The organism is Methylocaldum sp. GT1TLB (genome assembly GCF_051027445.1).
GTDB lineage: Bacteria > Pseudomonadota > Gammaproteobacteria > Methylococcales > Methylococcaceae > Methylocaldum.
Map to the genome: position 1 here is coordinate 2,319,962 of NZ_CP194898.1, position 13,249 is coordinate 2,333,210.

Consider the following 13,249-nt stretch of genomic DNA (forward strand, 5'->3'; position numbering starts at 1 on the left):
GGCAGCACCTTGAATCCGAAAGCACCATAGGTCGTTTGGCAGGAGTTTGTGATGCGTCGTATCAGATACAAACCTTTCAAACACACTTGTAGAAGCATTATCCCGGTCCTGCTGATCGTCTCGCTCGGACTTTTTTCGGCCTGTGCCGACCGTGTGGTCGAGTTGCCCGCAATCTCGCCCACCGAGACGCGGCTCCACCAACCCGGCCGTTTTGTCTGGCACGATCTCGTGACCGACGATCTACCCGCCGCCAAGCGTTTTTACGGAAGCCTGTTCGGCTGGCGGTTTACCGACTCCACTCAAGGTGATTTCGACTATTCGATTGCCTGGAACCACGGACGTCCGATTTCCGGTCTCGTGGCTAAGGATACCGAACCGCCGCACCCCGCGAATCAGTGGCTTAGCTTGCTTTCGGTCGAGAATGTCGATCGCGCGGTGCAGCTGGCCGAGCGATCCGGCGGAACCGTGCCGCTGACGCCGGTGAACGCGCCGGAACGGGGACGTTTCGCCGTTATCCGCGATCCGGACGGTGCTCCGCTGACGGTAATCCGTACCCGATGGGGCGATCCCGAGCCCATCGAACCCGAGGAAAACGACTGGTTTTGGGACGAATTGTGGGCCGAGGACCTCGACAAGGCGACACGGTTCTACCATGAGCTTGCGGGATATCAAGTCGACTCGTGGCCGCGCGAGAGCGGCAAGCAACCGTATCTCATCTTCAAGCGCGAAGGGACTCCGAGGGCCGGACTCGCAAGACAGCCCCTGGCCGGGGGACAAGCGGCCTGGCTGCCGTACATTCGAGTCTCGGATCTCGCCGGAACTGTTGCCGGCGCGGAAAGTCTCGGAGGTAAGGTGCTCATCGCTCCGCACCCCGACATCCGCTCGGGAACGGTCGCCGTGATGACCGATCCGTCGGGAGCGATGTTCGGCATTCAGCAAATACCGCCTTCACGATGAAGCAAGAGGTCCGATCATGAAAGCAGCCAAAAGGCCGATCATCCTGATCATAGGGCTGATCCTCGTTGCGCCATTACTTAGCGCTTGTAGCAGCGTGAGGCCGTACGCGGGTATCGGCATTTCCGGGCCAGGTGTCCGATACGGTCCGGTTCATATGCGTACCGGCGTGAGCATCGGATTTCCGCTGAGATGAATCCGACCGGCTGGAGCTCACAAAAGGACCCGAGCGTCACTCGAACCTTGGAATCTTCATTCAAGGAAAAGTATCGCAATGAGCAAAATAGGACATCTTTCGGCGCGTCCGGAGCGGATAAAGATCAAGAAGTCCGCCCCAACCGGCCTGCTACCGCTCAGACTCGAAGAATCCAAGCGTAGCGGGCATCTCTATATTCCAGAGAGCTATCGGGGAGGCCGCGCTCTTCCGCTGGTGTTGTTGTTTCACGGAGCCGGGGGCAATTCCCAGCACGGTTTGGCCCCTCTCTTGAAGTTGGCCGATCCTTGCGGATTGATCCTGGCGGCGCCCGCATCGCACGAATTCACCTGGGATGTGATCATCGAAGAGTATGGGGTAGACCTCACCCAAGTCGATCGGGTCTTGAGCCATGTGTTTACCCACTATGCGGTCGATCCGTCGCGAATCGCGATCGGCGGCTTTTCGGACGGCGCGTCTTATGCGCTCTCGCTGGGCGTCATGAACGGTGACTTGTTCAGCCATATCCTCGCGTTTTCGCCGGGCTTCATGATATCCACCGTACAGCGCGGAAATCCGCAGGTTTTCATTTCCCATGGCACGGACGATACCGTGTTGCCTATCGACAAATGCAGCCGCCGCATCGTGCCGCAGCTGAAGCGGGCCGGCTATGAGGTTGTCTACCGGGAATTCGAGGGCGGCCATAGCGTTCCCTCGGATATCGCGCAGGAGGCTGCCCGTTGGTTTGCCGGAAAAACGGGGCTGCATTGATCCCAGCGGGTCTCTCCTGTTCAGAAATAGAAATGGAGACCGGTCCCGAAATACTCGATGTGCCTTTCGAAAAACTGGCCGTTCGGCGAGCGCCCGTTGAAATATTCGAACAGCCACTGCAAGCGCCGACCCTCCAGCCAGGCGCTGCGAAACTCGATGCCGGCACGCGCCGAATAGCTGGCGTCCCAATCGCCTCCTTCGGCAGCCTGAATGTCCAGTGCCGCGACCGGATACAAGAGTTCGGTAAATACTGGATAGGGGCTCGTCAACTCGAATCCGCCTTGAACAAACCAGGGTTCGAGATCGCCCGGATCGGTTCGGAACAGCCCTCCTCCACCGCCATAGAGGCGCAAGAAATCGCCGAAATTCCAGGAGAGCAAGAGATCGGCGCCCTCGAAGGAAAGATTGATGCGATCGACCCGATTGCGCAGCAGGTACTCGTCGCCCAAATGCGAACTTTGGTGGAAAACGCGCGCCTGGGCCGAGAACGGGCCGGTTCTGACGCTCACCGGCAGCGCCACGAAGAAATCGGAGTTCACCAGATCGGTAGAACTCGCGTTCAGATTGAAAATCGAAAATACGCCGGCCTGGAGTCCGACTTGCCAACTGGCGCCCAATCCTTCCCATCCGTAAAACGGAAGCGTCGCACCGAAGTTTGCGGAACCGACCGTGTTCAGTTCTTCATCGCTCTGGTAAAACTGGACGGATGCGGAGAAACGCGGCCATTTCGGATCGGCGATCAGCGACTCGAAAGCCTTGGCCGGCGGAAGCCAGCCCGTATAGCGCGTCAGTTTTTCGGAAGATGACGCCGGCTGGGTTTCGGGGATCGGCTCGCTAACCGCAATCGACGCGCTGCCGGGTCTTCCCACTTCGACCTGCAACCCCTCTATGCCACGCAGAGCGTCAGCGACCGTTTGCGGGTTTCGTCCTTTGAGTTGATCCGGATCGAGCACCAGCCGACCGTTTTTCACGCTGGGTTTCGCATCGCTCAGCCCGAAACGCATGTCGAGCACGGCCGAAGCGTAGCCTTCGAGGAAACGATCGTCTCTCGGACCGGCCGGCTGAGCCGCAGAAGGAATGAAAAAAACGAGGGAAAGTACCCATCCATAGTGCGAGCGCATGGAATAACTCCTGAAATCCATTCGGGGTGCAGCGTGATCTTAGTCCGTAGGCAAGTTCCAGGCAATGCCGGAAACCCGCGAGCCCTTGCGCCGATCAGGCCAAACGAAGAAAGGCTTGGCGTATGCCGCTCGCTCCGAATCTCTTGAAAATCGCGGCCGAGACCCCATTGTTCTTTCAGCCGGCAAGAGTTTGAACCGCTTAAAAGGAGGTATGACCTATGTTCAACAGACCCACGCCATTCGAGAGCAGCTTATTCGACGAGTTCCAACGCCTGGAGCGGGAGATGGACGATCTATTCGGCCGTTGGTCTTGGCCGATTGGAATCAGATCCGCCACTCGCGGCAGTTTCCCCCCGGTGAATGTGGGCGCCACATCCGACGAGGTGGACGTTTACTTGTTTACCCCGGGTGTCGATCCCAAGACACTGGACATCTCCATCCAGCAGAACGTGCTGTCCGTCTCCGGCGAGCGGAAATTGCCGAAAAAAGAGGATGCCAACTACTATCGCCAGGAGCGTTTCGACGGCGAGTTCCGGCGCGCGATCACGCTACCGGAAGATGTGGATGCCGATCGAGTCCAAGCCCGTTGCGAGAACGGCATTCTGCACATCAAGGTACAGCGGCGCGAGGCGGCCAAGCCTCGGCAGATCGAAGTGAAATGAGCAAAAGGAGAACATCATGGCTGAGACACAAGATGTTGCAACAAGGCAGTCCGCCGACGTCCAAAAGCCCGAGCGTCAGGTGGTGTTGAACCCGCCGGTCGATATCTGCGAAGATGCGGAGGGCATCACGCTGGTAGCCGACATGCCGGGAGTATCGAGAGATCGACTCAACATAGAAGTCGATAAGAACAGTCTGCTTATCGAGGGTGATGCACATTTCGACATGCCGGAGGGCATCCAGGCGCTATATGCGGACATCCGTTCGACGCGATACCGCCGGAGTTTCTCGCTCAGTCCGGAACTGGAACCGAACAACATCGACGCCACACTCAAGGACGGCGTGCTCACTCTGAAAATTCCCAAGCGGGCCGAATTGCGTCCGCGCAAGATTGAGGTGCGCGTGGATTAGCCGGAGCCAGCCTTTTGGATTCTGCGATGTCGAGGCCCGGTGTTCGGAAGCGCCGGGCCTTGCCATATCCGCGAATCGGATTTGAGCCGGCAGATGTAAAATCGATTACAAATGACACAGGTAACAATAAGGCGTATGCCAAAGTTCTATAAGGCAAATTGAATTGACCTCCGCCCCTTTCAATAAACGAAAGACGACCGGCCGCAAGCGGCGGATCGTCGCCGACGATTCCCGCTTGCAGGAAGGCGTCCTTGTCCTTTGGAACGATGACAAAGGCTTCGGATTCGTGCGTCCATCCATGGGCGGCGACGACTATTTCGTCCATATCAGCGTACTCGAGGAGGGTACGAGCCGGCGCCCACAGGTCGGAGACATCATTTTCTACAACGTGGCAAGCGACGTTCCCGGCAAGAGGCGCCTTTCCTACGCCGCGATCAAAGGCGTCGATATCACGGCGAAAAAGCCGACCGAGGGTATCCTAGCCACCCCGCGTTCGCCATTTCTCTGGACCTTGATCGGGTTGCCCATCCTCTTGTCGTGCTATCTGATCTGGCGGACATACAATCCGATTCCGTTCTTTTCTTACGTTTTCCTGAGCGTCCTGGCCATTATGCTTTATGGACTGGATAAGAAACACGCGATAACCGGCCAATGGCGCATACCGGAATTTTACATGCACATGATAGAGTTGATGGGAGGCTGGCCGGGGGCGCTCCTTGCGCAGCACGATTTCCGCCATAAGATACGGAAGACCCGCTACAGGATAATCCTATGGGGCATTATTATCTGCCACGGACTGGCGTGGGCCGCGTTTCTCGCGGTCGATTTTCTTGGGCCCTAACCCTGATCAAGTTCGGGCGGAAACCGGCCGATCATGAATGAACGCTTTTCAACGTAGCGGACGGGGATTCTCCGCTAGCGCCGACTTCCACAAGTTCTTCGGAAACCGGCAACCTGATGACGAACTCGCTGCCTCTTCCGGGACCCTCGCTGCTGGCTTCGACCCGGCCCCCGTGTAACTCCACGAGTTTTTGGACGATCGTCAGACCGATACCGAGACCGCCTTGCGAGCGGTCGATGGTACGCTCGGCTTGAGTGAACAGATCAAAAAGCCTCGGCAAGAGATGGTCCGGTATGCCCTCACCCGTATCACGTACACGAATGACCGCCTGGGCGGATTCACGCGCCACCGTCAGCCTGATTTTGCCGCCAGAAGGCGTGTACTTGGCCGCATTATTGAGTATGTTCGAGACAACCTGCGCCAAACGCACCGGATCCCCATAAATCTGCACCGGTTCTTCCGGTAACGAAACCGCGAGTTCGTGATGACGAGCATCGATTAACGGCTTGCTGGTTTCGAGAGCCTGTTCGATAACCGTGGCAACCGTTATGGCGCGCTTGTGCAAAGTAATCTTGCCCCTGATGATGCGTGAAACGTCCAGCAGGTCGTCCACCAACCGGGTCAGATGGCCGGCTTGACGATCAACGACATCGCGCGCCCAAGCCAATTTGGGATCGGCCACACCGATCTTGCGCATGACCTGCACGGCGTTTCGAATCGGAGCCAAAGGATTTCTGAGCTCATGACCCAACATGGCCAGGAACTCGTCCTTGCGGCTATCGGCATCGCGAAGACTGTCTTCGACCCGCTTGCGTTCCTGAATCTCCAATTTAAGCTGGCGGTTAAGCTGCATTAACTCTTGCGTGCGTTGCGTAACCCTCTCTTCCAGATTAGCGTTCAGTTGCCGAATCTTCTCCTCGGCCGCCTTGCGTTCCTGTATTTCCTTGATCAATCGCCGGTTAGTCTGTTCCAGTTCCTCCGGGCTGGGCATGGCGAGAGCCTGGGGGATCAACGGCCATAGCACAACGGCAGCGACGACCGAAATCAGGGCAGTGAACAGCTTGACAATACCTTCCACCTCGTAGATCGGCTGCCAGACCGTCCAGGCTTCCAACAAATGAGTCGTACCGCAGGCGAGAATGAAGGCGCCGAAGAGCAAGAAAATATTGCGAAAGCGAAGATTGCGGCGGCGCAGGACGAAGTAGATCAAAGCGCCTGGAATGGAATAGTAGGCCAGCGCCGTCATGACGTCCGAAAAAACATGCAGATAAAGCAAGGAAGGACGCCATAGCAGGCAATATCCGTGAGGCATGAGCCCGTCAGCTGAAATTAATGTTTGAAGACTATCCCACATGGTTTGTATCTCTATGAATCTACTCATACCTCGATTCCGCAGGCGATCAGAAATCCGGCAATGATCGGGACTGATAGCCAACGGGGATAGGCCTTAAGTGGGGAAGCTTAAATCGAGTCGATCGGTTGCACACCTCCAATCGACCAATCAATCGGATTGCTACATTGCTACAGAGCGCCGGCTAAGCCCCCTCCCCTTGTAGATGGGCGCCGAAAAGGAGGCAATCACCGAGCGTCTATAGATGCTCAAATGGCGTCTAAGTTCCCGCGCTATCTTGCTTTATCTCCCGATCCGCCGCGGAAGACCGCCCTCTTTCGTGACCGGCATGGTTTAAACGGGGAAACCAAGATCGGCAACCAGCGCCGGGCATTCAACAAAATCAAGGATGCAAAATAATAACAGGTGGATTGATAGCGGTTGTCCGGTTTCAGCAGGCTTCATTTTATATATCCCTCCAGAATCTACTCGAAAGCCTACCGATCGCCATAAGCAAAGGCAGTAGAAACACGACTCTATAAGGGGTTGCCGAGCGTAACCGATGTGCTTCACAAAAACATACGGCACAACCAATGAGCCGGTCACTTTATGAAACATATCGTACCTCCCAAGAGATATGCTGCCGATAGGCGATTCCACTTTCGCGGCATTTGTCACAGTTAAGAGATAAGTATATTCACGGAGTTTTACATTTTTTTGCGATAGATTAGCAAGCTCGCCATCTAATAGGTAAGGCTTCTTTTTTGCATGCCCCACGTAGACCGCGGAGCCAACAAAGGCGCCGGTGCGCGCCGGGGCTCATATCCCCGGAAGGCCGGTTCGACTCCGGCAAGCCCTTTCCCGCGGATGGACAGGTACCGAATCCATGCTCAGTAAAACTGGGACTTATTTTTAGGTCGGCTTAATGAGTATTGATATATATTGGTCAGCCGATCTTAAAACCGAATTGAATGCCTATTCAATCATGATTTGCCTTTCACACTAAGAGGCCTTTCCGTAATGATTAAACGTAATGTTCAATCAAGAATATTATTTTCTGGAGATCAGAGATAATTCTAGCGACGTCACTTGACCATCCGTCTTTGTGCTGCTTTTCGTCACGATTTATCTATGTGATCGAGATGCTTTTTAACGATCTAAAAAACGGCTCTTTGAGGGCAATCCGATAATCCCAAATGCCTACTGCCTTGCGAAGCGAACGACAAGATCGTTCCGTCATACGTATCGCCTTCAGAAACTGAACCACCGCCGACGGGTCAAAGCCTTGAAAAGTTTCAGCGAAACCTCGGCTCATCAATGAAAAAGAGGACTTATGTCACGCACGAGCCTCGTCAAAACGTATAAGGTGGCGCGGCGCGTGGTCATCGGAGTGGTCGGATCTACCGTAGTGTTGATCGGGATCGCTTTAATCGTATTGCCGGGTCCAGCTTTTCTACTCATCCCTTTAGGCCTGGCAATTCTGGGCATCGAATTCGCCTGGGCGCGACACTGGTTACGTGTCGTCAAACGACGAGCCAAAGATCTCAAGCAAAGTGCCGACGATATCAAACGGAAAGCTAGCAATCTGATCGGGAAATGAACCGATAATACTGTGAGCAAAATAAAGAGCCAGTTACCCGATGACACACTTCCGATAACTTGCCGGCTGCGAAGCGATTTTTTCTCGCATTTGATCGAGCCTATGGCCGATGCACCCGACTATCGTATCGGCGAGCACTTAACGCTTGGCTTATCGACAGGGAATAAGAGTAGTTCTGAAAGTCGCAACTCTCATGTTACAGGAGGTTTTCTCATGAGAATCTACAAGGCATTTTCAAAACCTCGGCCAGGTATTTCTATCGTCTGTTTGAGTGCTATGGGATTATTCGGTTGTGCATCCGAAACTCCGCCCATCAATACGATTTCGACAGCGGATACGGCTCTCAACCAAGCCATGATGGTAAAAGCGTCGGAATATGCCCCGGCGGAAATACAACGTGCCATGGATAAATTGGGACGCGCCAAGAAGGCTTTGGCTGACGAGAAATACGAGGATGCGCGCCGTCTGGCCGAGCAGGCCCAGATCGACGCCCAGTTGGCCGAGGCTAAAGCCCAGTCGGAAAATGCCCGCCAAATGGCGCAGCAAGCCCAGCAAACCATCGAAGAGCTGCGCCGCGAGGCGGAAACCAGAGGTCGGCGCACTGACGACGTGAATCTCTAAAGGAGGCAACGCTATGTCAAGGACGGACAATAATCTCCGTTATTCACTCGCGATTCGCTGCTTTTCGCTAGGCATAATCACCCTATGCGCAGGCTGCGCCACGCAGAACGAATCCTTGGAAAAGGCTCGCCTGTCGTATTCGCAAGCCCAGCAAGACGTCGAGATCGCACAAAATGCTCCAGTCGCGCTCGCGGAGGCGGGTGAAACCCTGCGGCAGGCCGAAAACGCTGACGATGAAGACGAAACCACCCATCTCGCCTACATCGCCCAGAGGAAAGTCGAGATCGCACGGGCCATAGCCGAAACCCGAAAAGCCGAGTCCGAGACCCAGCAAATCCTCGACGAACGCGAGAGGCTGCTTCTACAACAGGAGCTTTCTGCGCTTAAGGCCCAGCAGACCGAGCGTGGTCTTATGGTTACCTTGGGCAGTGTGCTATTCGAATACGATAAAGCCAACCTCAAACCGGGCGCTCAGCAAGAGCTTTATCAGTTAGTGAATACGCTTAAACAGCACCCGGATCGCAACGTCCTCATCGAAGGGCATACCGACAGCCGCGGATCGGAGTCCTATAATGAGGAGCTGTCTCTGCGCCGCGCACAAGCCGTGCAGGATTTCTTGCTTAGAAACGGCGTCAGCCCGGACCGTATCGTGACCCGCGGATACGGCGAGGCTTATCCAGTGGCTTCGAACGATACGAACGCCGGACGGTTACAGAACCGTCGCGTAGAAATATATTTGTCGGAACCGGGCAAACCAGTCGCCGAACGAGGTAGATGATATCAACCGAAGTCGGAACTCAAAGTGAAGCCAGGCGTCATATAACCGTCGTTCGTCAGCAGTTACATCGTATGTGTCGGCCGCTGCGACTCGAGGCTGCCGGCCAGGTAGTTTTCGATTCGGGCACGGGTAGCCCCGCCGTCCTCGTCGCTGAATTGCACGCCGATACCCGCGGCGCGAGAACCCTCCGCACCGTTAGGGGTAATCCAGATAATCTTTCCGGCTACCGGAATCCGTTCGGGTTCATCCATAAGATTCAGCAACATGAATACTTCTTCGCCCAGACTGTAGCTGCGGTTCGTCGGAATGAACAGCCCACCGTTCTTGACGAACGGCATATAGGCGGAGTACAGAACATTTTTATCCCGAATCGTTAGAGACAGAATGCCTTGGCGTACCTTGTTTTCGCTTGCACTCATGATAGGTCCCAGTCCGCTTGCGGCGACTGTCCGAGTTGCGCCCAATGAATCAAAAGCTCCTCCAAAAGCAACTGGCGGTTGACTTGACCGTTCAGCGCGCGTTTTGCTTGCAGCAATAAGTCGAGGAATCCGAACAAGCTCTTCAAGTGTAGTCGACGGACCAAGGCCTGCAAGCCCTGACGCAAATCCGGGTTATCCAAACGCGGAGAGTCCGGCACGCTGCGGAGACGGATTAAGTCGATAGTCCATGAAACCATCCAGTCGACCAAATCCTCATAAGCCAAGGTCGACCACCGTTCCGCGAGAGTTATTGGCTCTTGACGTCGCAAAGCCACATCAACGTACTCCGAAAACGCCGTCCTCCGGCGCTCCACGACGTCTGACTCGGCCAACGCCAACGCCTTTAATGGAGCATGCCTCGCAGTGGCCAGCAACACGGCTGTAGCTTCGCCGGTTCCTTGCTCCTCCAGCCATCGAGCGGCGACCGCATCGTCCGGAAGCGCGATCGGCAAACGCTGACAACGACTGAAAATAGTCGCCGGCAGGGCGGAAGGCATATCGGTCAGCAATAGCATTACCGTATTTTCACCCGGTTCCTCCAAGGTTTTCAGGAGGGCATTGGCTGCACTGATGTTCAATTGATGCGCCGCGCAAAACACGACTATGCGGTAGCCGCCGTACTGCGGCTTGAGCGAAAGGTTCGCGATCAAGTGCCGAACCGTGTCCACAGCGATAGGCTTTCCCCGCTCTGCAGGCTCTATCCTCAGGAAGTCCGGGTGGGTTCCGGCTAGAAACAACCGGCACCCGGCACAATCGCCGCAGGCAAAGATTTCCGGGTGCTTGCAAAGCAGCTTTTGGGCGAAAGTCTCGGCCAGATACGTTTTCCCGATCCCGTCAACACCGTGAATCAAGAGAGCCTGTGGCAGCCTCTGAGAAGCCAGATAAGCGTTCAGCTTTTGCCATGGCTCATCGAGCCACGGATAGAGAATGCCGCTGGACGCCGTTCCCATCAGGTCTGACGCAAAGAATCCAAATGCCTTGCGATTTCCGCCTGCACGTCCTCGAGCGGCTGAGTCGCGTCGAGTAGCTTGATGCGGTGAGGCCATTGTCTGGCCAAATCGCAATACGTTTCCCTGACCCGGGAAAAGAAAGCCGGCAGTTCGGTTTCGAAACGGTCCAGTTGGCCTCTGCCTTTAGCCCGTTGGAGGCCGACTTCCACGGGAGCGTCGAACAAAAGGGTGAGATCGGGTTCCAGCCCTTTCTGCAACCATTCTTGAAGAAATCGAATGACCGCGTTATCGATGCCGCGCCCACCGCCCTGGTACGCATAACTAGCATCGGTGAACCGATCGCAAACGATCCAGATGCCTTTGGCCAAAGCGGGCTCGATGATTTCTTCGATGTGCTGGGCGCGGGCGGCGAACATCAGCAAGAGTTCAGTCCGAGCCGACATCCCTTGAGAATCGATCACCAGCCGGCGGATGGCTTCACCTATAGGGGTGCCGCCAGGTTCGCGGGTCACGAGAAATCTAATTCCACGCCTTTGCAGATAATCTCGGATGAACTCCAGATTGGTGGTTTTGCCTACGCCCTCCCCGCCTTCGAGGGTGATGAATTTTCCTCTAGTCATGTCGCCGCATTTGGAATTGTTCGACCGCGCGCCGATGTTCTTCCAGACTATCGGAAAAAACGTGAGTGCCGTCTCCGCGGGCGACGAAATACAAACTCTCCCCCGCAGCGGGATGCAAGGCCGCGCGGATCGAATCGCGCCCCGGATTGGCGATGGGGGTCGGCGGCAATCCCGAACGAACATAGGTGTTGTAAGGCGTATCTTTCAGCAAGTCTTCCTTCCGGATATTTCCAGTGAAGCTGTCACCCAGACCATAAATGATCGTCGGATCCGTTTGCAGCAACATACCTTTGGCCAGACGTCGAGTGAATACGCCGGCAATAAGAGGACGCTCATCCGAACGGGCCGTTTCCTTCTCCACAATCGAAGCCACGATCAATGATTCGTAGGGCGTACCATAGGTAGTCCCTTCGGCACGATTGGCCCATTCTTCGTTCAGTACTCCCTGCATTTTTCGATAAGCCCGCTTGAGAACCTCGATATCCGAGGTGCCCTTGGTCACGAAATAAGTGTCCGGATAGAAACGTCCCTCCGGATGCTCATCGGGCGCCCCGATGATTTGCATGATCTCTTGGGGAGATTTACCCGTTGCACGTTTCTTTAGGGGGGGACTTTGATCCAATGCGCTCAAAATTTGCCGGAATGTCCAGCCTTCCACAAGCGTAATCGGGTACTGGCGGACCTTGCCCGAGACGAACAGCGCCAGTAGCTCCCGAAGCGTCGTCCCCGGCGGGATTTCGTACTCGCCATACTTCAAATGTCTGGCCGAACCGTCCAGATAGGCCCGAAATCTGAACCATACCGGGCTAGATACAATTCCCTGCTCTTTAAGTCTGGCTGTTATGCGGGCCAGGCTGTCGCCCTTAGCAATCTCGAAATAAGCTGGACTCTCGAGTCCTAGCGGCCTATCCAGCGCTGCTCGATAGTCCATCCACAACCATCCGATCAGGAAACTGGCAGCGATGACGATAATCCCGATCGCCCGTTGCACGCTGCGGCCAACTCGCTTTCCGCCTTCGTCCTTAGCCATCGATCAATCTCTTCTGTAATCGGCCCAATACCATATGTTCGATGCTCGCATCGGCGAACGGGCCATAGTCCAATTACGCAGTTTGTTAAAAATACCTCGTCGGCAGCGTAAAGTTCCTCAAGCGTAACCCGTGACTCTACGAAGTCGACCCCGTTCTCCTGAGCCGTCGCGATCGTTATGCCACGCATGACCCCGGCGACGCCGCAGCGGTCGATTTTCGGCGTGTGCAGAGTGCCGTCCTTAACCAGAAAAACATTGCTCATCGTGCCTTCGGTGACATAGCCCTCGGCATCCAGCATGATGCCTTCCCGAATCTCGTCGGCAGCCCACTCCGCACGAGCAAGGATTTGTTCCAGACGATTCATGTGTTTGATGCCGGCCAGCCGGGGGTTGATACCCAACCGGCTCCCGCAAACCCGTATCTCGACACCGACTTTCCATAATTCGGGCGGATATTCGGGCAGGGGGTGCATGCTCAGGACCCGAGTCACCCGCTGCGGTTGCGGCAGTCGGTAACCGCGGCCTCCGATACCTCGGCTGATTTGTATCTTCAACACCCCTTCCAGCTGCGTCATGCAGAGTGTCCGTACATCGGGCTCTAAACATTCGCTCCCGGGAAAAGAAATGAGAAGTCTTTGGCAGTCGCGCTCCAGACGAGCCAGGTGCAAAGCCCAAAACAAAGGGACTCCTTGACGGACGGCAATCGTGGTGAATGTCCCGTCTCCGTATTGGAAGCCACGGTCTGCCAAATCCACACAACGTGTCGGTTGGCCGTTCACTAGAGCCGTCATACACGCCGAACCCACATCATCATCTTAATCGGCCAACCCAAAAAAACCTGGTCTTAAGATAACAAAAAGCACGCTGATGCGTGCCTATATGAACGTCCA

General features: G+C 55.5%; 15 protein-coding genes. 8 read left to right on the top strand and 7 right to left on the bottom strand.

The window, feature by feature from the left end:
* The first annotated feature begins 51 nt into the window (after positions 1-51).
* Together ACR2R1_RS09935 and ACR2R1_RS09940 are read left to right on the top strand one after the other, a co-directional pair.
* On the top strand, positions 52-957 hold the full coding sequence (locus ACR2R1_RS09935; protein WP_077729298.1) for a VOC family protein: 906 nt from the start codon (positions 52-54) through the stop codon (positions 955-957).
* 271 nt (positions 958-1,228) lie between these two features.
* Positions 1,229-1,918, top strand: a complete 690-nt coding sequence (locus tag ACR2R1_RS09940; protein ID WP_086133103.1) for an alpha/beta hydrolase — start codon at positions 1,229-1,231, stop codon at positions 1,916-1,918.
* A gap of 20 nt (positions 1,919-1,938) precedes the next feature.
* Here the strand turns inward: ACR2R1_RS09940 and ACR2R1_RS09945 are convergent, their stop codons facing one another.
* Positions 1,939-3,039 carry a DUF1207 domain-containing protein gene (locus ACR2R1_RS09945; RefSeq protein ID WP_434113930.1) on the bottom strand — a complete coding sequence of 367 codons (1,101 nt, stop codon included), beginning with the start codon at positions 3,037-3,039 and terminating at the stop codon, positions 1,939-1,941.
* A gap of 218 nt (positions 3,040-3,257) precedes the next feature.
* On the opposite strand from ACR2R1_RS09945, the gene ACR2R1_RS09950 reads away from it, so the two are divergent.
* The 3 genes from ACR2R1_RS09950 to ACR2R1_RS09960 all read left to right on the top strand — a co-directional run bounded on the left by ACR2R1_RS09950 (position 3,258) and on the right by ACR2R1_RS09960 (position 4,951).
* Positions 3,258-3,701: an Hsp20/alpha crystallin family protein gene (locus ACR2R1_RS09950; protein WP_347257457.1), complete on the top strand. Its 444-nt coding sequence runs from the start codon at positions 3,258-3,260 to the stop codon at positions 3,699-3,701.
* 16 nt (positions 3,702-3,717) lie between these two features.
* A complete protein-coding gene (locus tag ACR2R1_RS09955; protein ID WP_077729294.1) occupies positions 3,718-4,110 on the top strand; it encodes an Hsp20/alpha crystallin family protein in 393 nt (130 codons plus the stop codon).
* Between the two features lie 163 nt (positions 4,111-4,273).
* Complete coding sequence (locus ACR2R1_RS09960) at positions 4,274-4,951, top strand: DUF1294 domain-containing protein (RefSeq protein ID WP_347257456.1); 678 nt, start codon at positions 4,274-4,276, stop codon at positions 4,949-4,951.
* Between the two features lie 31 nt (positions 4,952-4,982).
* Here the strand turns inward: ACR2R1_RS09960 and ACR2R1_RS09965 are convergent, their stop codons facing one another.
* A complete protein-coding gene (locus tag ACR2R1_RS09965; protein ID WP_434113935.1) occupies positions 4,983-6,332 on the bottom strand; it encodes an ATP-binding protein in 1,350 nt (449 codons plus the stop codon).
* A 1,282-nt stretch (positions 6,333-7,614) separates the two neighbouring features.
* Here ACR2R1_RS09965 and ACR2R1_RS09970 point away from each other — a divergent pair.
* The 3 genes from ACR2R1_RS09970 (at position 7,615) to ACR2R1_RS09980 (ending at position 9,280) form a co-directional block, all read left to right on the top strand.
* Complete coding sequence (locus ACR2R1_RS09970) at positions 7,615-7,881, top strand: PGPGW domain-containing protein (protein ID WP_077729291.1); 267 nt, start codon at positions 7,615-7,617, stop codon at positions 7,879-7,881.
* A gap of 102 nt (positions 7,882-7,983) precedes the next feature.
* Positions 7,984-8,502 (top strand): DUF4398 domain-containing protein, encoded by a 519-nt coding sequence (locus tag ACR2R1_RS09975; protein ID WP_139840988.1) that lies wholly within the window; start codon positions 7,984-7,986, stop codon positions 8,500-8,502.
* A gap of 13 nt (positions 8,503-8,515) precedes the next feature.
* Positions 8,516-9,280, top strand: a complete 765-nt coding sequence (locus ACR2R1_RS09980; RefSeq protein ID WP_086133098.1) for an OmpA family protein — start codon at positions 8,516-8,518, stop codon at positions 9,278-9,280.
* Positions 9,281-9,342: 62 nt separating this feature from the next.
* Here ACR2R1_RS09980 and ACR2R1_RS09985 read toward each other — a convergent pair whose 3' ends face one another.
* The 5 genes from ACR2R1_RS09985 to pabC are packed head-to-tail and all read right to left on the bottom strand — an operon-like array spanning position 9,343 to position 13,150.
* Positions 9,343-9,699: a PilZ domain-containing protein gene (locus ACR2R1_RS09985; protein ID WP_077729288.1), complete on the bottom strand. Its 357-nt coding sequence runs from the start codon at positions 9,697-9,699 to the stop codon at positions 9,343-9,345.
* On the bottom strand, positions 9,696-10,709 hold the full coding sequence (locus ACR2R1_RS09990; RefSeq protein ID WP_434113939.1) for a DNA polymerase III subunit delta': 1,014 nt from the start codon (positions 10,707-10,709) through the stop codon (positions 9,696-9,698). Before ACR2R1_RS09990 ends, ACR2R1_RS09985 begins: the two co-directional genes overlap by 4 nt.
* Positions 10,709-11,329, bottom strand: coding sequence for a dTMP kinase (gene tmk, locus ACR2R1_RS09995; protein ID WP_347257791.1), 621 nt, complete (start codon positions 11,327-11,329; stop codon positions 10,709-10,711). Before tmk ends, ACR2R1_RS09990 begins: the two co-directional genes overlap by 1 nt.
* Complete coding sequence (gene mltG / locus ACR2R1_RS10000) at positions 11,322-12,359, bottom strand: endolytic transglycosylase MltG (protein WP_143735100.1); 1,038 nt, start codon at positions 12,357-12,359, stop codon at positions 11,322-11,324. Before mltG ends, tmk begins: the two co-directional genes overlap by 8 nt.
* Positions 12,275-13,150, bottom strand: coding sequence for an aminodeoxychorismate lyase (gene pabC / locus ACR2R1_RS10005; RefSeq protein ID WP_077729284.1), 876 nt, complete (start codon positions 13,148-13,150; stop codon positions 12,275-12,277). Before pabC ends, mltG begins: the two co-directional genes overlap by 85 nt.
* Positions 13,151-13,249: the final 99 nt, after the last annotated feature.